Here is a 23244-nt window from a genome sequence, read left to right on the forward strand (position 1 = left end):
GGTAAGCGCCGCCGGGGACCACCTGCAACAAAGCCAAGATAATTAACACAACAACAAGACAGAAAAGGAAAATAGTATGCACGATCGGCGTCTCGCCGCCCGCGCGGGTGAACTCAAGCCCTCCGCCGTCCGCGAACTTCTCAAGCACAGTAAACTGCCGGGCGTGATCTCGCTTGGCGGCGGCATTCCGGCCCCGGAACTGTTTGATACCGAAGGCCTGGAGCTGGCGGTGCAGAAGGTGATGAGCGAGCGTTTTCATGACGCATTTCAGTACGGTCTGACCGAGGGCTACCCGCCGCTGCGTCAGGCGGTGAGTGAAATCTGCCACTCCCGTGGCGTGACCTGTTCAGCCGCTCAGGTCTATATCACCTCCGGCTCCCAGCAATCGCTGGATATCGTTGCCCGCACGCTGCTCGATCCAGGCGATACTATCGTCGTTGAGCGACCCACCTATCTGGCGGCGCTGCAGGTGTTTCAGCTGGCGCAGGCCAATATCCTCAGCGTCGATACCGATGATGACGGGATGCTGGTGGAGCAACTGGCCGACCTGCTGGAGACCACCCGCGTCAAAGCCGTCTACCTGGTGCCGACGTTCGGCAACCCCGGCGGTAAAACGCTGAGCGAGGCGCGTCGTCGCCGACTGGTCGAGCTGGCGAAAAAATATGACTTCGTCATTCTGGAAGACGATCCCTACGGTGAAATTAGCTTTACTGACGCCGTGCGACGTCCGCTCTATCAGCACGCCGTTGAGCTGGGCTGTGAAGATCAGGTGGTTTACACCTCGACGTTTTCAAAGATCCTCGCGCCGGGGATGCGTATCGGCTGGATCGTCATGCCGGACTGGCTGGCGCAGCAGACGGTGATCGTTAAGCAGGCGGCGGATCTGCATACCAATATGCTGTCGCAGGTGATCACCGCGGAATACCTCAGCCTGAACCGGCTGCAAAATCAGATTGCGTTGATTCGCGAAGACTATCGCAAGAAGTGCGTGGCGCTGGCCGACGCGCTGGAGAGTCGCCTTGGCGAGCATCTGGAATTCAGCCGCCCACAGGGTGGGATGTTCCTGTGGGCGCGTTTCCGCTATCCATTCGATACCATGGCATGGATGAAGAAAACGCTGGAAAACGGCGTTGTGTACGTCCCGGGGGAAGCGTTCTATCACGATAATCCGGATACCCGTACCCTGCGCCTTTCCTACTCCACGGTGTCGGAAGCGGGGCTGCTGACCGCCGTTGAGCGGCTGGCGGCCTCCCTGTAACGACCCTGCAGTGCGCCGCTTAGCGGCGGCGCACCCTCTTCGCCTCAGTAGCGAGAGGGGGTGACGCTAGCGTTCAGCGCAGGGGTCACTCCGTATCGGCGATGCGATCATCCAGCCAGACCAACATCAGCGCTGCGAGAAAAGCCACCGCAAAGGTACCAATAAACAACCACATAGATGTCCCTCACGGGTTAATTATTTTGCTGATTTTACCGGAGAGCGATCGTTTCGGTCGGAGATGGAGATTTTTGTCCCAGCCGAATGGCTGGCGAGAGAGAAAAAGTCATCGGCATCAATATCGAAGTTAAGAATAATTTCCCTGTATTCCCCACCGTTAATTAACGCTTTGGCTTCTTTAACACTACTGGCAATAATGACAGGCATCAGTTTTATCTCATTTTGAAAACTGAGAAGCAAAATAAGAGTTAGTTCGTACCAGATCAACTACTTTTTATCGTATGCGACCGCAGAAAAAAACGTCATCCCGTGGCCCGGCGATAGAGGAGGATTTTGTGACAGCGATCGGCTCATCAACAGCGGGATCTTATCGGACGCTGGGACGGGCTGCTGTTTCGCCAGCCCGCCGGGATTATTCACCCTGCTGTTTTGCCCGTAATATCTCGCCGCAGCGCTGCCGGTCCTGACGCAGCGTCTGCTGTTCCTGCGGGCTGAGCTGATGCCAGGTGTCCAGCATCCGCTGCCCCAGCGCCGGCAGGTAATGCGCTTTATGCAGCGCGTAGTCTGAATTCCCCCCCTCGACGATGTTTTGCATATCGTCGAGGAACTGGCGGCTGTCGTCATGATCGATCACGCAAAATACCGCCCGGTAGTAAGCTTCGTCTTCCTCGGTGTAATGCGGGGTGAACCACCAGACCAGCAGCGCGGTAAGCGCCAGCAGCGGGATAATAAAGGGTAATTTTTTCAACATCAGTTTTTCGGCCGGAGACAATCAGCCGTCAGTGTACCTGCAACGACGTCAGGATGTAAGCGCCGGCCCCGGCGGGCCGGCACAGGCTAGTAGCCGACCGGGTAAATGCGGCCGGTCTGCACCCCTTCAATGCTGCGGCGATAGGCCTGCGCCACGGCGGCGGCAGGGACGCTGGCAAAGCCCGGGAAAAAGTCGCCGTAGGCCGCCAGCGACTCGCTGAGCACGGTGGGGCTGATGAGATTAATGCGGATCCCGCGCGGTAGTTCGCAGGCGGCGGCGCGCACAAAGCCTTCCAGACCGGCGTTAACCGTCGTGGCATTAACGCCCTGAGCAATCGGCTCCTGCGCGACAATGCCGCTGACCAGAGTAATCGACCCGCCGTCGCGCAGGAAATGCTGGCCGATCAGCGCCAGGCGAATTTGCCCCAGCAGCTTGTCCTGCAGACCGAGGTTGAACTGGCTATCGGTCATGGTGCTTAACGGCCCAAAGTGCAGATTGCCGGTAGTGGAGACGATGGCGTCTACTTTGCCGGTCTGCGCAAACAGCGCCTCGACGCTCCCCTGGGAGGTAATATCCACCTGATAATCCCCCCGGGTGCGGCCGACGCGGATAACGTCATGTCTCTGGCCCAGTTCTTCGCTGACCGCGCGACCAATGGTGCCGCTGGCACCGATAACGATAATTTTCATGGCTGACTCCTGGTGAGGTGAAAGCCTATTCTTTAATAAAACGGATATCGGATAAACTGGCAAAAAGTTAGAACATTACTAACCAGAGGTTAGCAATATGGATAAGCTGCGAGGGATGGAGACGTTTATTGCCGTGGTGGAGTGCGGCAGCTTTACCGGGGCGGCGTCGCGCCTGGGGCTGTCGGCGGTAATGGTCGGGAAATACATCGCCCAGCTGGAAACCCAGCTGGCGACGCGTCTGCTGGAGCGTAACACCCGACGCCAGAGCCTCACCGACGCCGGGCGGGTCTATTTTGACGAAGCGAAACGGGTGATGGAGCAGGTTTCCATCGCCGAAAGCGCCGTTGAGCGGCTGCGGCTGGCGCCCGCCGGCACCCTGCGGGTGAGCGCGCCCACCTCGTTTGGCGCCAGCGTGATCGCGCCTCTGACCGCCACCTTTCTGCAGGCCTGGCCAGCGGTCCGGGTGGAACTGGATCTGACCAACCGGATGGTCGATCTGGTGGATGAAGGTTTCGATCTGGCGATCCGCATTGGCGAGATCCATCAGGAGGATCTGGTGGCCCGCTATCTGGCGCCCTATCGGATGGTGATCTGCGCCGCGCCGGCTTATCTGGCGCGTTACGGAACGCCAGGGACGCCGGAAGATCTCGCCGATCATCTCTGCCTGTCCCATACGGTCTGGACCGCGCGCAACGAGTGGCGGCTGCCGGGCATGGAGGGGGAAGTGCGCTGGAAGCGCGATGCGGTTTTGCGCTGCAACGATGGCTATGCGCTGCGCCAGGCGGCGATCGCCGGGGCCGGGCTGCTGATGCAGCCGGAGGTGCTGCTGGCCGATGCGCTGGCCAGCGGCAGCCTGATGCGGGTGCTGGAGGCGTGGACCCCACAGCCGAGGCCCGTGCATCTGCTCTGGCGCCAGGATCGCCGGCCCCTGCCGAAGCTGACGCAGTTTATCGCCCACCTTCAGGAGGGAATGGCCGACGCGCTGGCGACGACCCGCGCGTCGGAATAATTACTCCTCCCGTAGCGCCTGCTGCCAGTCGGCAATCAGATCGTGAGGATCTTCGATCCCGACCGACAGGCGGATCAGCTGCGGCGTGATGCCGTTCGCCAGGCGCTTCTCCAGCGGGATCGAGGCATGGGTCATGCTGAAGGGCTGGCTCACCAGGCTCTCCACGCCGCCCAGACTCTCCGCAAGGGTGAACCAGCGCAACTTGCTGATAATGCGTTCGGCGTAACCGTCATCGCCCTTCACCACGACGGAAATCATGCCGCCGGGCAGGGACATTTGCTGGCGCGCCAGCTGATGGTGCGGGTGCGAGGCCAGCCAGGGGAACCAGACTCGCTCCACCTCCGGCTGCTGTTCCAGCCATTCGGCGAGCTGCAGCGCGTTCGCGCTGTGGCGCTCCATCCGCAGCGCCAGGGTGCGGATGCCGCGTAGCGTCAGGAAGCTGCTGAACGGGTCGAGTACACCGCCTACCGCATTCTGCAGGTAGCCAAGCTTTTCCGCGAGCTCAGCGTTATCGCCAACCACCGCCAGGCCAGCGACGACATCGGAATGGCCGTTGAGGTACTTGGTCGCGGAGTGGACCACAATATCAAACCCATGCTCCAGCGGGCGATGGATCGCCGGCGAGGCGAAAGTGTTATCGGCGACGCTGATCAGGTTATGGCGGCGCGCGATGGTGGCGATGGCGCTGAGATCCGCCAGCTTCAGCAGCGGGTTGGTGGGCGTCTCCACCCAGATCATGCGCGTATCGGGGCGGATCGCCGCTTCAATCCCCGCCAGGTCGTCGGGTTTCACCCAGCTCACCTGCAGACCAGCGCTACGGCGGCGAACGTTTTCCAGCAGGCGGTAAGTACCGCCATACACATCATCGACCGCCACCAGGTGGCTGTCCTTATCCAGCAGCTCCAGCACGGTGGAGATGGCGGCCAGCCCGGAGGCGAACGCGTAGCCGCGCGTGCCGTTTTCCAGGTCGGCGATCGCCGTCTCCAGCGCGTGGCGTGTAGGGTTCCCGCTACGGGAATATTCATAGCCGGTATGCTGCCCCGGCGCCGGCTGAGCAAAAGTGGAGGTGGCGTAAATCGGCGGCATCACTGCGCCGTGGCTGTCGGTGAAGGTTCCGCTATGTACGCTCAGGGTGTGGATGGATGACATAAAAAATTCCTTATTGTGCGACTCGGTTACGCCAGGCGGTCAGTACATCGCTGCGGGTGACCAGGCCAAGAAAACGCGCGTTGTCAGCGATCACCGCCACCAGACCGCGATCGAGAATGGCCTGCAGTTCGCTCTCTGGCGCACGCTTATCGAGAGTTTCAACATGGCGGCTCATCGCTTCACTGACCGGCAGAGAGAAGCGTTGGCGATCGCCCTTTACGTGGCGGATCAAATCCCACTCATCGACGATGCCGACCACGCGGCCATCCTCCAGCACCGGCAGCTGGGAGATGTCATACAGCCGCATGCGGGTAAATACTGCGGCCAGGGTGTCGTCCGGCGCGGCCGTGACGGTGGCGCCTTCGTCATGGCGCAGGGCGATAAAATCACTGAGATCGCCCTGTTCGGGGCGGGCGATCAGCCCCTGCTGGCGCATCCAGTCGTCGTTGAACATTTTTGACAGGTATTTATTGCCGCTGTCGCAGGCGAAGGTCACCACCCGCTTCGGACGGCTTTGCGCCCGGCAGTAGCGCAGCGCGGCGCTGAGCAGGGTGCCGGTGGAGGAGCCGGCCAGTACCCCCTCGACCTGCAGCAGCTGGCGCGCGGTGTGGAACGCTTCGCGGTCGCTGACGCGATAGGCGGTATGCACCCCTTCCAGCCTGGCCAGCGGCGGGATGAAATCTTCTCCAATCCCTTCGACCAGCCAGGATCCCGTTTCGCCGTAGCGTCCGGTATCAACCTGATCGGCAAGGATCGAGCCCGCCGGATCGGCGAGGATAAATTCCGTTTTCGGCGAATGTTCTGCAAACCAGGCCTGAAGCCCGCCCAGCGTGCCGCCGGAGCCAACGCCGACGACGATGGCGTCTATGTCGCCCTCCAGCTGCTGGAAAAGTTCCGGCGCGGTGGAGGTAGCGTGCGCCAGCGGATTAGCGTCGTTGTTAAACTGGTCGATGTAAAAAGCCCCCGGCGTTTCATCGGCAAGGCGGCGGGCATAATCCTGGTAATAGGCCGGGTGGCCTTTATTGACGTCGGAGCGGGTGAGCAGCACTGTCGCGCCCAGCGCCCGCAGGTGAAAGATTTTCTCGCGGCTCATTTTGTCCGGCACCACCAGGATCAGGCGGTAATTTTTCTGCGCCGCAATCAGCGCCAGGCCGAGGCCGGTATTGCCGGCGGTGGCTTCGATAATTGTCCCGCCGGGCGCCAGTTTGCCCTGGCGCTCGGCTTCGTTAATCATCGACAGCGCAACCCGATCTTTAATTGAGCCGCCCGGGTTCTGATTTTCCAGTTTTAAAAACAGACTGCAGGGGCCGGTATCCAGTTTGTGCAACTGGAGCAGGGGAGTATGACCGATCAGGTCGCTCACGGAATGAAACAGTGACATAACCATTTACCCACTCGTTTAAGATATTTTTGCATGGTAGGTCTGTGAAATCGGTTATTTAAAGAATATTTCTCTGTCATTTAGCGCAAAATGGAATATAAGATGCTGTTTAGCCATCCGGAGGGAAAGCAGGGTAGCCGCCTGGGCGGATCGATTGCCAGAAAAGGGCGTTTTTAGCCGCTTTTGTCGACAAAAAGGCGATTTTAATCAGCGTGTTATCTGATATCTGGCAATGTATTTGCGAAAAGATTCTATGGGGAACAGGCCTGCGCTTGCCGTTAAGTGGCAGCGGGCTGGCCAGGAGAAAAACGCAGCAGGGAAATCACGGGTTAACGGAGTTCGATGAAGAGTCCGGATGCAGAAAAGCAAAAACCCAGCCATAGGCTGGGTTCTTTAAATAGTGGTGCCCGGACTCGGAATCGAACCAAGGACACGGGGATTTTCAATCCCCTGCTCTACCGACTGAGCTATCCGGGCAACGGGGCGCATTAAACCGTAATCGCCGCGCCTCGTCAACGAAATTTATCTGTTTTGCAGCAGACTGAACAATCTATCACCACATTGCGCTAAAAGCACGCGTCTTCAGGCAAAAAACAGCGTCCAGGCCGCTGAAATCGGCATCGCCAGCACCAGCGCAGGCAGCATATTCACCACGGCAAACATTTTTATTCCGCAGATGCGCAGCCCGGTGGCCACCAGCAGCATACCGCCGACGGCGCTGAAATCCGCCAGCATCATCGGCGTGGTGAGCGGCATAATGATCGCCGCGCAGGCCGCGAGGGTCAGCTGGATAAGCAGCATCGGCACGCTGATGGCGGCGACGGCAATGCCCAGGGTGCAGGCGAAAATGGTGGCGGTGAAAAAATCAAGAAACGCTTTGGCAATCAGAATGCTGGCGTCGCCGGTCATCCCTTCGCGCATGGCGCCGAAGACGCCGGTGCCGCTGGCGCAGAACAGGACGATAATCGCCACATAGCTCTGAATATAGGAGTCATGCGCCGAGGCCTTTTTCTTACCCTTCGATGACAGCAACTGCTGAAGCTGACTGACCAGCGTATTTATGCCTTTTTCCATATTGCATATTTCGCCGAGCAGCGTTCCCACCAGGGTTGACAGCACCATCACCGGCAGATTGGCGCATTTAATCACCAGTAAAATACCGATGCCTAATGACGCCAGGCCAAAAATTGAGGTCATGGATGTGCGGATCCGTTCCGGCAACCGCTGGCTGAGTAAGGCGCCTAACACGCCGCCGACCAGCACCGCGCTGGCATTAATAAAAGGTCCTGTAACCACGCTGACTCCTGTTAAATATCCCTGATAACCGATTGATTATGACGTTAACCCGCCGTGAAAGCTTGTGTATCCGTGATATAAGTGCATACGGTTTTCATCTTGCGCCTGTCGGGGAAAGGTGCCATGATTGCGCGAATTTTCTCCTCCCTGATATGAGGCCGCCGATGACGACACTGCCATTACCTCGCCAGCGACGCCGCGCACAGATGCGTGGGCTGCCTCATCTTGCTACGCTTACCCCTCCGTTCACCATGCGGTGAAGGACACGTATGCTCACTGTAGGGCAACAGTAAGATCGGACGCGTCTGCTTTTACTGATGTCCGGCGGTCGGAGCTGAATCCGTCAGACCCGGACACATCGTTGGGCAAGGTTTCCCTTGTCTGAGATTTTTACACTCCCGATACGGGCATTTGCGCTTATGAAATCCATGCACATTGCCGCCAGCTGCGAGCTGGTCACCCGCTTGTCCACCCACCGTCGCGTTGTGGCGCTGGACAGTACCGATTTTACCGATGTGGCGGCAGTCGTCATCACCGCGGCGGACAGTCGCAGCGGTATTCTTGCCCTCCTCAGGCGTAGCGGATTTAACCTGCCGGTCTACCTGCTGAGCGAGACGGCGGTCGATAAGCCGGAGGGGGTACAGGCGGTGATCGCCGGTAAAGATCAGGAGTGGCTCGAGCTGGAAGCGGCGGCCTGCGATTATGAAGCGCGTCTGCTGCCGCCGTTTTTCAATACGCTGACCCAGTACGTCGAAATGGATAACAGCACCTTTGCCTGTCCGGGACACCAGCACGGGGCCTTTTTCAAAAAGCACCCCGCAGGCCGTCAGTTCTATGACTTTTTTGGCGAAAACGTCTTTCGCGCCGATATGTGTAACGCCGATGTAAAATTAGGCGATCTGCTGATCCACGAAGGGTCGGCCAAGCATGCGCAGAAGTTCGCCGCGAAGGTCTTTAATGCGGATAAAACCTACTTCGTCCTTAACGGCACCTCGGCGGCCAACAAAGTTGTGACCAACGCGCTGTTGACCCGCGGCGATCTGGTGCTGTTCGATCGCAACAACCACAAGTCAAACCATCACGGGGCGCTGATTCAGGCGGGGGCGACGCCTGTCTATCTTGAAGCCGCGCGCAATCCGTTCGGCTTTATCGGCGGCATTGACGAGCGTTGCTTTGATGAGCGCTACCTGCGGGATCTCATCCGCGAAGCGGCGCCAGAGAAAGCCACGGCCGCTCGCCCGTTTCGCCTGGCGGTGATCCAGCTCGGAACCTATGACGGCACGGTCTATAACGCCCGCCAGGTGGTCGATAAAATCGGCCACCTCTGCGATTACATCCTGTTCGACTCGGCGTGGGTGGGCTATGAGCAGTTTATCCCGATGATGGCCGACTGTTCGCCGCTACTGCTGGAGCTGACGCCGGACGATCCGGGCATTTTTGTCACCCAGTCCGTACACAAGCAGCAGGCCGGTTTCTCGCAGACGTCGCAGATCCATAAAAAGGATAACCATCTGCGCGGCCAGGCGCGCTTCTGTCCGCACAAACGGCTGAATAACGCCTTTATGCTGCATGCCTCCACCAGCCCGTTTTATCCGCTGTTCGCCGCGCTGGACGTCAACGCCAAAATTCACGAAGGCGAGAGCGGCCGCCGCCTGTGGGCTGAGTGCGTGGCGCTGGGCATCGAGGCGCGCAAAGCGATCATCGCCAACTGTAAGATGATTCAGCCCTTTATTCCGCCGATTGTGGCAGGGCGCCCGTGGCAGGATCACCCGACCGAAGCGATCGCCCGGGAGCGTCGTTTCTTCAGTTTCGAACCGGGCGCGCGCTGGCATGGTTTCGAGGGCTATGCCGACGACCAGTATTTTGTCGACCCGTGCAAGCTGTTGTTGACCACCCCTGGCATCGACGCGGAGAGCGGGGAGTACAGTGAGTTCGGCATCCCGGCGACCATTCTGGCGCATTACCTGCGGGAAAACGGCATCGTGCCGGAGAAGTGCGATCTCAACTCGATTCTGTTCCTGCTGACGCCGGCGGAAAGCGCCGAAAAAATGGCGCAGCTGGTGGCGATGCTGGGGCAGTTTGAACAGCATATTGAAGCGGATACGCCGCTGGCCGATGTGTTGCCGACCATCTACAACAAATATCCGGTGCGCTATCGCGACTATACCCTGCGCGAGTTGTGCCTGGAGATGCACGATCTGTACGTCAGCTTTGACGTGAAGAGCCTGCAAAAAGAGATGTTCCGTAAACGGAGCTTCCCGCGGGTGGTGATGAATCCCCAGGATGCCAACCGCGAATTTATCCGCGGCGACGTGGAGCTGGTGCGTCTGAGCGAGGCGGAGGGCCGCGTCGCGGCGGAAGGGGCGCTGCCGTATCCGCCGGGGGTATTATGCGTGGTGCCCGGTGAGGTCTGGGGGGGCGCTGTGCTGCGCTATTTCCTCGCGCTGGAGGAGGGGGTCAATATGCTGCCGGGCTTCTCGCCGGAGCTGCAGGGAGTCTATAGCGAGACGGATCCGGACGGCATTAAGCGGCTGTATGGCTACGTGTTGAAGGGATAAAAAAACGCCCCGCCGAACAGGCGGGGCGTTTTACTTTTGCCGATCACGCGCTCTGCTGCGCGGCGGTCGGCTGTCTGACGTGTTTGTATTTGAACAGCGCCACGAAGGCAAAAGCCAGCGCCAGCGAATAGCCGGCGAAAATCAGCCACACGCTCTGCCAGTTAGTGATCCCTTCGACGGTAAAGTGCTCCACCACTTTGCCGCTCACCATGCCACCGAGAATACAGCCGAAGCCGTTGGTCATCATCAGGAACATCCCCTGGGCGCTGGCGCGGATTTCCGGGCGCACCTCTTTCTCAACGAACACTGAACCGGAGATGTTGAAGAAGTCGAAGGCGCAACCGTAGACGATCATCGACAGTACCAGCAGCACGGTGCCGAACGGCGTCGGGTCGCCAAAGGCGAACAGGCCGAAGCGCAGCATCCACGCCACGATACTCATCAGCATGACGTTCTTAATGCCGTAGCGGCTGAGGAAGAACGGGATGGTCAGGATAAACAGGGTCTCGGAGATCTGCGAGATCGACATCAGCACCGAGGCGTGTTCGACGATAAAGCTGCCGGCAAACAGCGGATCTTTATCGAAGCTGTGCAGGAAGGTATTACCGAACATGTTGGTGATTTGCAGCTCGGCGCCGAGCATCATTGAGAAGATAAAGAAGATGGCCATGCGCTTGTTTTTAAACAGCGCGAAAGCGTTAAGCCCCAGCATCTCCGTCCAGCTTTGATTACGCTGGGCGTTAGCCACCGGGATCGTCGGCAGCGTCAGGGTGAACAGCGCCAGCAATACCGACAGCGTCGCACCGATGTACAACTGCATATGGCTCAGCTCAAAGCCGGAGAAGCTGACGCCCCACATGGCGAAGATAAAGCCGATAGTGCCCCAGATACGGATCGGCGGAAAATCGGTAACGATATCCAGTCCCGCAGACTGCAGGCGATAGTAAGAGATGGTGTTAATCAGCCCCAGCGTCGGCATATAGGCCAGCGAGTTAAGCAGTATCACGAGGAACATTTCGCCCGGCGTGGTGACCTGCACCGCCAGATACAGCGTCAGCGCACCCACCAGGTGACAAACGGCATACACCCATTTGGCGCTAATCCACTTGTCGGCGACGATGCCGAGCAGCGTCGGCATCAGCACCGCAGCGATACCGAGCGAGCTATAAACCGCGCCGATTGCTGCGCCGTCAAACTTCAGGGTGACAAACATGTATGAGCCAAGCGTGGTAAGCCAGCTCCCCCAAAGACAGAACTGCAGGAACGACAGTATTTTGAGCTGCAGCTTAAGATTCATGTAGTTATCCTCACGAATATGGGCTTGTTATGTTTTTAAAATAACATTAAACCCGTTATTTTGATGCGATTCTATCATTCGCCAACCGAAGGCTTCTGTTAACTGCCGCAGAAAACCGAAAGATATTGCACCGTATGGCGCAGAAAAAACGCGGCCTCAGCGCGGGGCTGAGGCCGGTGTCAGGAGGGGGTTATTTACGGCGGTAGCTTTTCTGCGCCGTGTTAACTTTATACAGATAGCGGCGCGATTCCGCCGAAGGATGACGGGTAGTCAGGGTCTGGTAGACGTCCCCTGGCGCCATGCTGTTGATGATATTCGCCGCCTGGACTTTATCGCTGGAGAAGACCCGCAGCACGCTGCCGGCGCCGCCGTTATAGGCGGTGATCACCGCGTAGCGACGCGAGGTGGGGTTATCGATGCCGGCGAGGTAGACATTGTTCAGCATCGCCAGGTAGGCGGTACCGGTGTCAATGTTATTCGCCGGGTCGAACAGATAGCTGCGGCTTGGCAGGCCCGATTTACCCTGGGAACGGAAGACGTCTCTGCCGGCGCTGTGCTGGACCACCTGCATCAGCCCCATGGCGTCGGCATGGCTGACCGCATAAGGGTTAAAGGAGGATTCGGTCTGCATAATCGCGAGGATCAGCGACTCATCAACCCCATACTTACGCGAGGCCTGACGCACCATGCCGAGGTATTTATGCGCACGTTTGTCGAGGTGGTTCGGCACCAGGTTGATGGTGATGCTGTAGACCACGCGCAGGCCGTTGTTGCGGCTCTTCAGGCGGGTTTGCAGCAGATAGTCGGCAAAGCGCGCGGCGCGCCACTCCCAGCGAATCGATGCCCCGGTGTTATCCACCACCTGGCCATAGAGGAACGGCTCTTTGGAGATCTGAATGTCATCGACATCGGAATAGAGGTCGATGGAGTTGGGGTCATCGCCCATCAGCAGGGTTTTGACGATCGCCTGGCGCAGTCGTCCGCGCGGATCGGTGCCGGCGATGGTCTCGACGGTGATCGTCCCTTCATCGAAGTTGATGTGGCTGCGGGTTTGATACTGGTCGGTGTATTTGACGTAGTCCTTCGGCCCGGCGAGCAGGACTTCGTTGTACCCCCAAATGTTCTCGATGTTGTGGGCAAACTGGCCCATCAGGATATCAAAACCGTTGGTATCCTTGACCCAGGCCTCGTTGTATTCGGCGCCTTTTTTATTGGAGCTGGAACACGAAACGAGCAACGGCGCAATCAGCGCGAGCGCTAAGTATTTTTTCATCATTCCGGGCGTGCGTGTTGTGTTTGTTTTTAAAAGGCCGCAGGGCCCTTACTGTTTTTCCGGCGGCGTATAGCCTTCGATGTGCACGTCTTTCCCTTCAAACAGGAACTGCACCATCTCCTGCTCCAGCAGCTTGCGGTGCTCCGGGTTCATCATGCTGAGCTTTTTCTCGTTGATCAGCATGGTCTGCTTGTGCTGCCACTGCGCCCAGGCTTCTTTGGAGATTTCGTTGTAAATGCGCTTCCCGAGTTCGCCCGGATACAGCTGAAAATCCTGGCCGTCCGCTTCACGCTGCAGGAAGGTACAAAAAATGGTTCTGCTCATAATCAATCCTCTTTGATAGCCGAAAATTTATACCGGCGTTCCGGCTTTTAACTGTTGCAACAAGCGCTCCACGGGGGCCGCCAGACCGACGGACGGCGGCTGCGCTAAGTTATACCAGAGTGCGTTGCCTTCATCCATGCATGCGCCAGATGAGTGCACTGTAAGCCACATCGGCACAATATCCAGATGGAAATGGCTGAAAGTGTGGCGAAAAGCGGTGAGCTGCGTCAGATTATCGGCCTTAATCTGGCGCTGTGCCAGCCACTCGCGCAGGCCCGCTTCGTCGGCAAACTGCGGAAAACAGAACAATCCGCCCCACAGGCCCACCGGCGGACGCTGGGCGAGAAACACCTCGTCGCCGTGCTGCATCAGCAGGAAATAGCCGGTGCGTTCCGGAATGGTCTGCTTCGGTTTTTTGCCCGGATATTCTGCCCATGAATGATTGGCGTAGGCCACGCAGCCGTTGCTCAGCGGGCACAGTTCGCACTTCGGCTTCGAGCGGGTGCAGACCATCGCCCCGAGATCCATCATCGCCTGGTTAAAGCGCTCCACGCCCTTCGCCGGCGTGACCGCTTCGCTGATCTCCCACAGCCGTTTTTCCACCTCTTTTTTCCCCGGCCAGCCGCTGACAGCATAGCAGCGGGCGAGCACGCGCTTCACGTTGCCGTCGAGAATCGGATAATGCTGACCGAGCGAAAGGGATAAAATGGCCCCCGCCGTTGAGCGCCCGACGCCGGGAAGCGCCGCCACTTCGTCAAAGGTCTGCGGGAATTCGCCGCCGTGCTGCGTCGCCACCTGCTGCGCCGCTTTGTGTAAGTTGCGTGCCCGCGCGTAGTAACCCAGTCCGGTCCACAGATGCAGCACCTCATCCAGCGGCGCGTTGGCGAGATCGACCACCGTGGGGAAACGCGCCATAAAGCGTTCAAAATACGGGATAACCGTGGTCACCTGGGTTTGTTGCAACATCACTTCGGAGAGCCATACTTTGTAGGGCGTCTTGGCGATTTGCCAGGGCAGGGTTTTACGCCCGTATTTGTCGTACCAGTCCAGGACCTGGGCTGAAAATTGCGTGGCGAGAAAAGTCAAAGCTACGGCTCCGGGATCGCGATTACAGGGTGGCAGATTGCAGCACAAGGCCGAGTGGCTGTAAACCCTTGCATCCGCCGGGTAACTTTGGATAATGCCCGTTTTCCGAACACTTTCACTAGCAGACCTAACTTTTATGAAAAACGACGTCATCTCTCCGGAATTTGATGAAAACGGCCGTCCGCTGCGCCGTATTCGTAGCTTCGTCCGTCGCCAGGGCCGCCTGACGAAAGGGCAGCAGCATGCGCTGGATAACATTTGGCCGGTGATGGGCGTTGAATTCAACGATGCGCCGCTCGATTTCGCCGCCCTGTTTGGCCGCGAAGCGCCGGTCACCCTCGAAATTGGCTTCGGGATGGGCGCCTCGCTGGTGGCGATGGCAAAAGCCAAACCGGAACAGAATTTCCTCGGCATCGAAGTGCACTCCCCGGGCGTCGGCGCCTGTCTGGCCTCGGCCGAAGAAGAAGGTGTGCAAAACCTGCGCGTGATGTGTCACGATGCGGTGGAAGTGCTGCACACTATGATTCCGGATAACTCGCTGAATATGGTGCAGCTGTTTTTCCCTGACCCGTGGCACAAAGCGCGCCATAATAAACGTCGTATCGTGCAGCCGCCTTTCGCCGAGCTAGTGAAAAGTAAACTGAAGCTCGGCGGCGTCTTCCATATGGCGACCGACTGGGAAGCCTATGCCGTCCATATGCTGGAAGTGATGTCCTCGCTGGAAGGGTACCGTAACCAGTCGGCAAGCAACGATTACGTACCGCGCCCGGAATCGCGCCCGGTAACCAAATTTGAACAGCGTGGCCATCGTCTCGGCCACGGCGTATGGGACTTAATGTTCGAGAGGGTGAAATAATGGCCAAGAATCGTAGCCGTCGTCTGCGTAAAAAAATGCATATCGACGAGTTTCAGGAGTTAGGCTTCTCCGTCGCCTGGCGTTTCCCGGAAGGGACCAGTGAAGAGCAGATCGACCAGACGGTCAACGATCTGATCGAAGAGGTGATTGAGCCGAACAAGCTGGCCTTTGACGGCAGCGGCTATCTCTCCTGGGAGGGGCTGATCTGCATGCAGGAGATCGGTAAATGCACCGAAGAGCATCAGGCTATCGTGCGCCAATGGCTGGAAGCGCGTAAGTTAGAGGATGTGCGCACCAGCGAACTTTTTGACGTCTGGTGGGACTAAGTTTGACAAGGGTCGGCAACTGCCGGCCCGTTTTGTCTTAAGGGAGTTTTATGATGCGTAAAACGCTGCTGGCGGTGGCGCTCTCCGTCACCGCTTTGTCTGCCCATGCGGACTACCAATGTAGCGTCACGCCGCGTGACGATGTGATCCTCACCCCTCAGCAGGTACAGGTGAAAGGGGAAAACGGCAATCTGGTGATCAAACCAGACGGCAACCTGACCTTTAACGGCAAGGCTTATGCGCTCAGCGCCGCCCAGCGCGAACAGGCGCAGGATTACCAGGCCAGTCTGCGCAGCAGCCTGCCGTGGATTGACGAAGGCGCGCGTTCGCGAGTCGAAAAAGGCCGCAAGGCGCTGGATAAAATCATTACCGAACAGGTCGGCGCCAATAGCAGTATGCACGGTCGTCTGACCAAGCTGGACGCGCAGCTGAAAGAACAGATGAACCGCATCATTGAGCGCCGCAGCGATGGCCTGACCTTCCACTATAAAGCCATCGACCAGGTGCGCGCCGACGGCCAGCAGCTGGTAAATCAGGCGATGGGCGGCATTTTGCAGGACAGCATTAACGAGATGGGGGCGAAAGCGGTGCTCAAAGGCGGCGGCAACCCGCTGCAGGGCATTCTCGGCAGCCTCGGCGGTCTGCAAACCGCGATTCAGGACGAGTGGAAAAACCAGGAGGCCGATTTCCAGCAGTTTGGTAAAGACGTCTGCAGCCGAGTGGTCTCCCTTGAGGACAGCCGCAAAGCGCTGGTGGGCTCGTTAAAGTAAGCGACATCCCGCTACCTGCGTCCGCAGGTAGCAAAATCAGATTTCATTTATCCTGCCTGCGGTGGCGAACGCCTTATGATGCCTGCTGTATTCATAAAAGGAATTTGCTGATGAAAGAGGCATGGAAAACGCTCACCGTCCTGATGATCGCTTCCCCTTGTTACGTGCTGGCGGATGCCAACACGCCAACAGACGACGTGGTGAAAAAGCAGTTTGCTGAACAGACTGGCGGGATTATGCGCTTGCAACGTGTGACGCTAAAGCAGCTCGACGCCCGGGGAAATCAGGCGACCTATATGCTGGAAGGCGATATGGCCGCCACGGAAGATCTCTATATTTGCGTCGGCGTCGCGGGAGATTACTTTTTTTATGAGCGAGTCTGGACCAGGGGGCGGCCGGTAAAATTCTCCGCCATGATGACCGCGGTAGGGACCAAAGACTCCGGCTGGCAGACCGAATTCTTTTCGCTGCAAATGGCGGCGAAGAGGGGCGGGAGAACCTTGAAGGAAATCGGAGGGGATGAAAGTAAAAACCTGATCGTTAATGACCACAAATTTATGGCGCAATTTGCCAAAATTAACGCCAGCTTTGCCGCCAGCAAAGCCACGATGAAGACGTTGCAAGGGCAACAGGATGCGCTGAAAACCGAGATCGCCGCGTTAGAGGAGCAGATTAACCGTTCATGGGGTACGGATGCGAACGGCAAGACGCTCGATCGCAGCGACGTGCAGCAGGCGATGCTGGAAAAAATGTATGAAGTAGATCGGCAAAACGATCCGCTGAAATTCGAGAATCATTACTACAAAACTATCTATGAACCCGCCCTGGCCGCCTGTCAGAAAAAAGCGGTTTGCGATGCCGGGCCGCTGCGCGCCGAGCGCGATGCTGTGCTGAATGAGCAGAAGCGTAACTATTATCGCCAGCATAAAGAGATGAGTGAAAATATCAAAGCGGAGATGGCCGCGCGCGATAAAAAGATAGCGCCGCTGCAGAAGCAAAAAGGCGAACTGAGCGCGCAGCTGATGGCGCTGGAGATACGCTATCGGGATTTGGCTCGCGACGAAAAATACTGGCAGGAGGGGCTGGAGAAGATGCGCCGCGACGGGGTCCTTAAGTAGCCGAATCAGGTTCGGAATGGCCCGGCTGCGCCTGGCGGGTATAGGCTTGTCGGATAACACAATGTTCTGATATTGAAGATTTTTGCCTGATGGGCAGGGCGCTAACCGCCGCCCGGGCAGAAGCGTTAGCACGGGGGCTAACGCTTGTTTTTCCTCGGGGAGGAGAGCCCCTTCCCCTGGGCAAAACCCTACATTAGCCCCAGCAGCTGTGGAATAAACAGCGAGATCGGCGGGATATAAACAATCATCATCAGCGCGATCAGCAGGGCGGCGTAGAACGGCAGCAACGGTTTGATAAGCTGCTGAATTTTCACTCCTGAAATGGAGCAGCCGACAAACAGCGCGCTGCCTACCGGCGGGGTCAGCAGGCCGATGCACAGGTTAGCGACCATCATGATGCCGAAATGAACCGGGTTCATACCCAAATCCTCAGCAATGGGCAGAAATATCGGCGTGAAAATCAGCACCGCTGGGGTCATATCCATAAAAATGCCGACGATTAGCAGCACAATGTTAATCAACAGCAGGATCACCACCGGGTTTTCCGACACCCCCATTAGCGCATCGCTTATCATGTAGGGAATGTCGGCGTTGGTCATCGCCCACGACATGCCCACCGAAAAGCCAATCAGCAGCAGCACAATAGAGGTCATGACTACCGATTCCAGAATCAGCTTCGGCAGATCGCGCCACTTCACTTCCCGATAGATCAGTACCGACAGGATAAAGGTGTAGACCACGGCGATGGCAGAGGCTTCCGTCGCGGTAAAAATGCCGCCAAGGATCCCGCCCATCACAATGATGACCAGCAGCAGGCTGGGCAGAGCATCGAAAAAGGCCTTTGCCGCCTGGGCGCAGGTCGGCCGTTCGGAAACCGGATAGCCGCGGCGTTTAGCGATGCAGCCGCAGACCAGCATAATAGCCAGGCCCATCAGGATGCCCGGCAGATAACCGGCCATAAACAGCGAGGCCACCGAGACGCCGCCAGCTGTCAGGGAAAAGACGATAAGGACGTTTGACGGCGGAATAAGCAGACCCGTGATGCAGGATGAGACGTTTACCGCTGTGGAAAAGGTCGGATCGTAGCCTTTCTGCCTCTGTATGGGGTTGAGCGTGCCGCCTACCGCCGCGGCGGCGGCGACGGCTGAACCTGAAATCGAGCCGAACATCATATTGGCCAGCACGTTGACGTGGCCCAGAGAGCCCGGCATGCGTCCGACCATCACCTGCGCCAGATTGATTAAACGTATGGCAATCCCGCCGCTGTTCATCAGGGTTCCGGCAAAGATAAAAAAGGGGATGGCCAGCAGCGCGAAGTTATCAAGCCCGTTCGCCAGGCGTTGAGACACGGTAATCACCGCGATATCCCAGGGAAACATCAGCAGCATCGAACCAACGGTTGCGATACCGATGGCGAAGGAGATGGGAACGCCAATACAAACCAGAATAAAGAAAGCGCCAAACAGCGTAAGTGCAATATAGCTATCCATGAGTGCTCCTTATTCTGCATGTTTGATGTTTTTCAGGCCGTTACTGATAAAACACAATGCGTAAAACATCATCATGATGCCGGTGAGCGGCAGGATCAGATACACGTAGCCCATAGGGATCTGCATCGCGGCTGAGACCTGGGCGGTCGACAGCGTTTTTGCAATCAGTTTTACGCCGCCGGTCACAATCACTGCGCCGGCAAACAGCAGGATCAGCAGGTTAATGATGACGCTGAAAAGCGCCTGCCTGCGGGGAGAGAGCGTCATGGTGAGTAAATCAATCGCCAGGTGACGCTGGGCGCCGACGGTATAGGCCGCGCCCAGTAGCCCGACCCAGATCATTAAGAAGCGCGCCAGCTCGTCGGTCAGGGTGCTTGGCTGGTTGAGCACGTAGCGGCTAAATACCTGCCAGACGACGCAGACAACCAGCGCAATCATTACAGCGACAGAGAAGGCGGCGATGGTGCGGTCCACCGCCAGCTTAATGCGGTTAAGTATCATCGTTGATTTCCTGGTGCAAGCGGGCCAGCGGCCGGCCCGTTAAAGGTTATTCCGCGGCAGCTTCAAATTTGGCCAGCAGGGCGGCCTGGCTGGGATCTTTTTTAAAGTCATCGTATAGCGGCTGCACGGCGGCGCGGAACGGCGCTTTATCTATTTTGACTATTTCTCCGCCCAGGGCTTTGGCCTGCGCGCGGGTATCGGCATCGATCTTCCGCCACAGCTGTTGCTGATAAATCTCTGAGGCTTTCGCCGCTTTGATCAGAATGTGCTGCTGATCCGGCGTCAGCTTGTCCCAGGTTTTGCTGGAGATAACGAGGAAGTCAGGGATGGAGGCGTGCTCATCTTCAGAGAATACTTTCGCGATTTCGATATGGCGCGTCTGCACCCAGGAGGGAACGTTATTTTCCGCGCCGTCCACCACCCCCTGCTGCATGGCGGTATAAACTTCACCGAAGGAGATGGGGGTCGGGGAACCGCCCATTAATTCGACCATTTTTAACGTTGTCGGACTGGCCTGGACGCGGATCTTCAGTCCTTTTAAATCTTCCGGTTTAGTAATGGGCTTTTTGGCATAAAAGCTTCGCGTCCCGGCGACATAAGCGGAAAGGGCAAAGAATCCTTTCTCTTTCGTCGAGTTCATTATTTCCTTGCCCACCTCGCCGAAGACGACTTTATTGAAGTGATTCTGGTCGTTAAACAGGAAGGGTAAATTATAAATGGCGTAAATATTATCGAAGGACTCCAGATCGCTGGCGGAACCTTTGGTCATATCCAGCGCGCCGTTTTGTAATAACTCCATGGTTTCGCGCGCGCTGCCCATCTGACTACTGGGGTAAATACGAATCTTCATCTTACCGTCAGAAAGCTGGTTTACCTCTCTGGACATCTCCTCCAGCGCCTGATGCACCACATGGCTGCGCTCAAGGTTATGAGCCAGTTTTAACGTGACTTTTTCAGCCGCGACGGCCCCTGCGGAGAGTAGGGCCAGTAAAGCTATACCTACCAGAGAACGAGAAAAAGAATATTTTTTCATGAGTTGGCTCCATGCACTTGGGATAATTGGTCAATATCTTTAGCATCATGCTTTATTTCTGTATGACATATTATCTTTGTTGTCGTACATCTTTAAGCTACCTGACTCACACTTTCTGGCAATGAGGTAAGGAAATAACCGATCTTATTGCTGGATTGATATTTGGCTTGTATTAATTAATGCAAATTAATTTAAGGGTGGAATATTTAATAAGAATGAATCGGATATAATAAGGTATATATGGCGGAGGAATCGAGTTATTCCCATTCCCGCACTCTGCCTGGCGGGAATGGGATAACGATATTTATTCGCTAAGGAATAGTTCGAGAAGAGAATTTAAAAACAGCTTTCCATGCTCGGTGATCTGCCAGTTCTGCTCGTCTTCCTGCAGATAGCCCTGAGCTATCGCCGCGTCCAGCTGCGGACGGATCGCCGCTTCATCAAGACCGGTATAACGGCGGAATTCCGCGCGCGGCGCGGCCTCCAGCAGGCGAAAACGGTTCATAAAGAACTCAAACGGTTTATCCGCCTCTTCCACATCATGCTGACGTTCGAGGTAGCGGCCTTCCATATAGCCGCGCGGGTGGCGGGTTTTGGCGGTACGCAGAATGCGCCCGTCCGGGAAGGTTATCTTGCCGTGCGCGCCGCAGCCGATGCCAAGGTAGTCGCCAAAGCGCCAGTAGTTGAGATTATGCTGACACTGATAGCCCGGTTTGGCGTAAGCGGAAGTCTCGTACTGCTGGTAGCCGGCGGCGCTCAGCAGCTGATGCCCCTGCTCGAAAATATCCCATAGCGCGTCGTCATCCGGCAGCACCGGCGGCCGGGAGCCGAACAAGGTGTTCGGCTCAATGGTCAGCTGGTACCACGAGAGATGCGGCGGGTTGAGAGCAATGGCCTGACGCAGATCGTCCAGCGCCTCCTCCAGAGACTGGTCCGGCAAACCGTGCATCAGGTCGAGATTGAAACTGCGCAGGCCCAGGCCGCTGGCGAGGCGTGCCGCGCGTTTGGCCTCTTCCGGGCCGTGGATCCGCCCCAGCCGCTGCAGCTTCGGTTCGCTAAAGCTTTGTACGCCGATGGAGATGCGATTCACCCCGGCGCGCTGGTAATCCACGAAGCGATCGGCCTCCACGGTGCCCGGGTTGGCTTCCATGGTGATTTCCGCCCCGGCGGCCAGCGGCAGGCAGGCGCGGACGCCATCGAGCAGGGTTTGCATGGCCGGGCCGGACAGCAGGCTCGGCGTACCGCCGCCGATAAAAATGGTGCCTATTTCCCGTCCCTGGGCATACTGCGCATCGGCCCGCAGATCGTTCAGCAGATGCTGGACGTAGTCATCGTGCGGCACTTCGCCTTTCAGCGCATGCGAATTAAAGTCGCAGTACGGGCACTTCTGCACGCACCAGGGAATATGGATATAGAGACTCAGCGGCGGCAAATTAGCCATTACGTAATGCTTCCAGTAACAGTTTCAGCGCCTGCCCGCGATGGGAAATGGCGCTCTTTTCTTCACGGCTCAGTTCGGCCGCGGTTTTTCCTTCTGACGGGACGAAGAAGATCGGATCGTAGCCGAAACCGCCCTGACCCGCGGCTTTCCGGGCGATCACCCCAGGCCAGCTGCCGTGGCACACCAGCGGCGTGGGATCCTCGGCATGGCGCAGATAGACCAGTACGCAGTGGAATTGCGCCTGGCGCTGGTCGTCCGGCACGTCCTGCAGGGCGTCGAGCAGTTTCTCAAGGTTCTGCTGGTCGCTGGCGTCGACGCCGGCATAGCGGGCGGAGTAGATGCCCGGCGCGCCGCCCAGGGCATCGACGGCCAGACCGGAATCGTCGGCGATAGCCGGCAGGCCGGTGATCTGCGCCGCATGACGCGCCTTCAGAATCGCGTTTTCAATGAAGGTCAGGCCGGTCTCTTCCGCAGACTCGACGCCCAGCTCGGTCTGAGCGACGATATCGAGACCAAAATCTTCCAGCAGCGAGGCCAGTTCGCGCACTTTACCGGCGTTGCCGGTAGCGAGGACGACTTTTTGCATGATGAATCCTGTTTATTCAGTTAGCGCCGCGACCGCAGTCGGGATCTGTTGTGGGGCGATGATTTTAACTTGCTTATGGCGGCCCAGCTCGCCTTTTTCAATCAGTACCTGGCTTTTGGCGACGCGGAACTGTTTGGCGAGAAATTTCACCAGATGGGCATTGGCCTGGCCATCAACGGGCGGGGCGGTAATGGCGACTTTGAGCTCGTCGCCATGCACGCCCACGATGCTGTCGCGGCTGGCCTTCGGCTGAATATACAGCCTCAGCACCAGCCCGTCAGCGCAGCTTTCAACGGCACTCATAGCGCCATCCACAGCCCCGGCAGCAGTACGTTACCGGTGGCCTGCAGCACCTCGGCGATACCCATATTGATCACGTACAGCAGCAGCACCAGCACCATCGGCGAGAAATCGATACCGCCCATCGACGGCAGCAGGTTGCGGATAGGGCGCAGCAGCGGGTCCGCCAGCTGCATCAGCACATACTCCACCGGGCTGCGTCCCTGGCTGACCCAGCTCATGATCGCCATCAGCAGGAGCACCCAGAAGATCAGCGAGCCGATGGTTTTCAGCAGAATAAGCAGGGCGGAGATCCAGATGATCGGCTGGAAGGTGATCACCATAAACAGTACGATCGCTTTGATGACGCAGAGGATGAATGCCACCAGCAGCGAGGCGCTGTCAATCGGCCCCATTGCCGGGATAATCCGGCGCAGCGGCCCGACAATCGGCTGCGTGGCCTTTACCACAAACTGCGAAAACGGGTTGTAAAAGTCGCAGCGCGCCCACTGCATCCAGACGCGTAACAACACGACCATCGTGTAAAGCTCAATGACCGTTGAAAGCAGGAAAGTCAACGTCTTCATGGCGTTCCT

Annotated in this window: 24 protein-coding genes and 1 tRNA gene; 7 read left to right on the top strand and 18 right to left on the bottom strand. The window is 57.6% G+C overall.

Features of this window, described 5'->3' with window-relative positions; all coding sequences use genetic code 11:
• The first annotated feature begins 76 nt into the window (after positions 1 to 76).
• Complete coding sequence (locus MKR05_RS09160; RefSeq protein ID WP_032454059.1) at positions 77 to 1258, top strand: PLP-dependent aminotransferase family protein; 1182 nt, start codon at positions 77 to 79, stop codon at positions 1256 to 1258.
• Positions 1259 to 1453: 195 nt separating this feature from the next.
• Here MKR05_RS09160 and MKR05_RS09165 read toward each other — a convergent pair whose 3' ends face one another.
• From MKR05_RS09165 to MKR05_RS09175, 3 genes are all read right to left on the bottom strand, one after another.
• Entirely contained in the window at positions 1454 to 1642 is a 189-nt protein-coding gene (locus tag MKR05_RS09165) for a hypothetical protein (protein WP_004205204.1), read from the bottom strand.
• A 205-nt stretch (positions 1643 to 1847) separates the two neighbouring features.
• On the bottom strand, positions 1848 to 2186 hold the full coding sequence (locus MKR05_RS09170; RefSeq protein WP_023291012.1) for a hypothetical protein: 339 nt from the start codon (positions 2184 to 2186) through the stop codon (positions 1848 to 1850).
• 86 nt (positions 2187 to 2272) lie between these two features.
• Positions 2273 to 2875, bottom strand: a complete 603-nt coding sequence (locus tag MKR05_RS09175; protein WP_048335284.1) for a short chain dehydrogenase — start codon at positions 2873 to 2875, stop codon at positions 2273 to 2275.
• A 97-nt stretch (positions 2876 to 2972) separates the two neighbouring features.
• Between MKR05_RS09175 and MKR05_RS09180 the strand changes: the two genes are divergently transcribed.
• Positions 2973 to 3884 (top strand): LysR family transcriptional regulator, encoded by a 912-nt coding sequence (locus MKR05_RS09180; protein WP_117129079.1) that lies wholly within the window; start codon positions 2973 to 2975, stop codon positions 3882 to 3884.
• Here MKR05_RS09180 and MKR05_RS09185 read toward each other — a convergent pair whose 3' ends face one another.
• The 4 genes from MKR05_RS09185 to MKR05_RS09200 all read right to left on the bottom strand — a co-directional run bounded on the left by MKR05_RS09185 (position 3885) and on the right by MKR05_RS09200 (position 7710).
• Entirely contained in the window at positions 3885 to 5033 is a 1149-nt protein-coding gene (locus MKR05_RS09185) for a PLP-dependent aspartate aminotransferase family protein (RefSeq protein ID WP_238875629.1), read from the bottom strand.
• Positions 5034 to 5043: 10 nt separating this feature from the next.
• Positions 5044 to 6420: a cystathionine beta-synthase gene (locus tag MKR05_RS09190; protein WP_072421878.1), complete on the bottom strand. Its 1377-nt coding sequence runs from the start codon at positions 6418 to 6420 to the stop codon at positions 5044 to 5046.
• A gap of 395 nt (positions 6421 to 6815) precedes the next feature.
• Positions 6816 to 6891 (bottom strand) — tRNA-Phe (locus MKR05_RS09195).
• Between the two features lie 105 nt (positions 6892 to 6996).
• Entirely contained in the window at positions 6997 to 7710 is a 714-nt protein-coding gene (locus MKR05_RS09200) for a DUF554 domain-containing protein (RefSeq protein WP_023291007.1), read from the bottom strand.
• A gap of 419 nt (positions 7711 to 8129) precedes the next feature.
• Here MKR05_RS09200 and MKR05_RS09205 point away from each other — a divergent pair, with 419 nt between their 5' ends.
• The gene (locus tag MKR05_RS09205) at positions 8130 to 10268 is read left to right on the top strand and encodes an ornithine decarboxylase (RefSeq protein ID WP_048298276.1); all 2139 of its coding nucleotides are present in this window, start codon (positions 8130 to 8132) and stop codon (positions 10266 to 10268) included.
• A 43-nt stretch (positions 10269 to 10311) separates the two neighbouring features.
• Here the strand turns inward: MKR05_RS09205 and MKR05_RS09210 are convergent, their stop codons facing one another.
• From MKR05_RS09210 to mutY, 4 genes are all read right to left on the bottom strand, one after another.
• The gene (locus tag MKR05_RS09210) at positions 10312 to 11565 is read right to left on the bottom strand and encodes a nucleoside permease (RefSeq protein WP_238875628.1); all 1254 of its coding nucleotides are present in this window, start codon (positions 11563 to 11565) and stop codon (positions 10312 to 10314) included.
• A gap of 190 nt (positions 11566 to 11755) precedes the next feature.
• Complete coding sequence (mltC, locus tag MKR05_RS09215; RefSeq protein WP_002916629.1) at positions 11756 to 12838, bottom strand: membrane-bound lytic murein transglycosylase MltC; 1083 nt, start codon at positions 12836 to 12838, stop codon at positions 11756 to 11758.
• A 48-nt stretch (positions 12839 to 12886) separates the two neighbouring features.
• Positions 12887 to 13162, bottom strand: a complete 276-nt coding sequence (locus MKR05_RS09220) for an oxidative damage protection protein (RefSeq protein WP_004105744.1) — start codon at positions 13160 to 13162, stop codon at positions 12887 to 12889.
• Between the two features lie 27 nt (positions 13163 to 13189).
• Complete coding sequence (mutY, locus tag MKR05_RS09225) at positions 13190 to 14248, bottom strand: A/G-specific adenine glycosylase (protein WP_017899765.1); 1059 nt, start codon at positions 14246 to 14248, stop codon at positions 13190 to 13192.
• Between the two features lie 136 nt (positions 14249 to 14384).
• Between mutY and trmB the strand changes: the two genes are divergently transcribed.
• The 4 genes from trmB (at position 14385) to MKR05_RS09245 (ending at position 17318) form a co-directional block, all read left to right on the top strand.
• The gene (trmB, locus tag MKR05_RS09230; RefSeq protein WP_004205192.1) at positions 14385 to 15104 is read left to right on the top strand and encodes a tRNA (guanosine(46)-N7)-methyltransferase TrmB; all 720 of its coding nucleotides are present in this window, start codon (positions 14385 to 14387) and stop codon (positions 15102 to 15104) included.
• Positions 15104 to 15430: a YggL family protein gene (locus MKR05_RS09235; RefSeq protein WP_023291003.1), complete on the top strand. Its 327-nt coding sequence runs from the start codon at positions 15104 to 15106 to the stop codon at positions 15428 to 15430. Before trmB ends, MKR05_RS09235 begins: the two co-directional genes overlap by 1 nt.
• Before the next feature lie 50 nt (positions 15431 to 15480).
• Positions 15481 to 16200 carry a DUF2884 domain-containing protein gene (locus tag MKR05_RS09240; protein ID WP_004205190.1) on the top strand — a complete coding sequence of 240 codons (720 nt, stop codon included), beginning with the start codon at positions 15481 to 15483 and terminating at the stop codon, positions 16198 to 16200.
• Between the two features lie 110 nt (positions 16201 to 16310).
• Positions 16311 to 17318, top strand: coding sequence for a DUF1202 family protein (locus MKR05_RS09245; RefSeq protein WP_101995640.1), 1008 nt, complete (start codon positions 16311 to 16313; stop codon positions 17316 to 17318).
• A gap of 188 nt (positions 17319 to 17506) precedes the next feature.
• Here the strand turns inward: MKR05_RS09245 and MKR05_RS09250 are convergent, their stop codons facing one another.
• The 7 genes from MKR05_RS09250 to MKR05_RS09280 form a co-directional block, all read right to left on the bottom strand.
• Positions 17507 to 18808: a TRAP transporter large permease gene (locus tag MKR05_RS09250; protein ID WP_284118241.1), complete on the bottom strand. Its 1302-nt coding sequence runs from the start codon at positions 18806 to 18808 to the stop codon at positions 17507 to 17509.
• 9 nt (positions 18809 to 18817) lie between these two features.
• Complete coding sequence (locus MKR05_RS09255) at positions 18818 to 19309, bottom strand: TRAP transporter small permease (protein WP_044524703.1); 492 nt, start codon at positions 19307 to 19309, stop codon at positions 18818 to 18820.
• Between the two features lie 46 nt (positions 19310 to 19355).
• Entirely contained in the window at positions 19356 to 20342 is a 987-nt protein-coding gene (locus MKR05_RS09260; RefSeq protein ID WP_072421875.1) for a TRAP transporter substrate-binding protein, read from the bottom strand.
• Positions 20343 to 20646: 304 nt separating this feature from the next.
• A complete protein-coding gene (gene hemW, locus MKR05_RS09265; protein ID WP_023319135.1) occupies positions 20647 to 21783 on the bottom strand; it encodes a radical SAM family heme chaperone HemW in 1137 nt (378 codons plus the stop codon).
• Positions 21776 to 22369: an XTP/dITP diphosphatase gene (locus MKR05_RS09270; protein ID WP_023290995.1), complete on the bottom strand. Its 594-nt coding sequence runs from the start codon at positions 22367 to 22369 to the stop codon at positions 21776 to 21778. The genes hemW and MKR05_RS09270 overlap by 8 nt, the downstream gene beginning before the upstream one ends.
• 12 nt (positions 22370 to 22381) lie before the next feature.
• A complete protein-coding gene (gene yggU, locus MKR05_RS09275) occupies positions 22382 to 22672 on the bottom strand; it encodes a DUF167 family protein YggU (protein ID WP_004205183.1) in 291 nt (96 codons plus the stop codon).
• Entirely contained in the window at positions 22669 to 23235 is a 567-nt protein-coding gene (locus tag MKR05_RS09280) for a YggT family protein (protein ID WP_002916613.1), read from the bottom strand. The genes yggU and MKR05_RS09280 overlap by 4 nt, the downstream gene beginning before the upstream one ends.
• Positions 23236 to 23244: the final 9 nt, after the last annotated feature.

The organism is Klebsiella sp. K5-204, assembly GCF_030128585.1.
Classification (GTDB): Bacteria; Pseudomonadota; Gammaproteobacteria; order Enterobacterales; family Enterobacteriaceae; genus Klebsiella; species Klebsiella quasipneumoniae.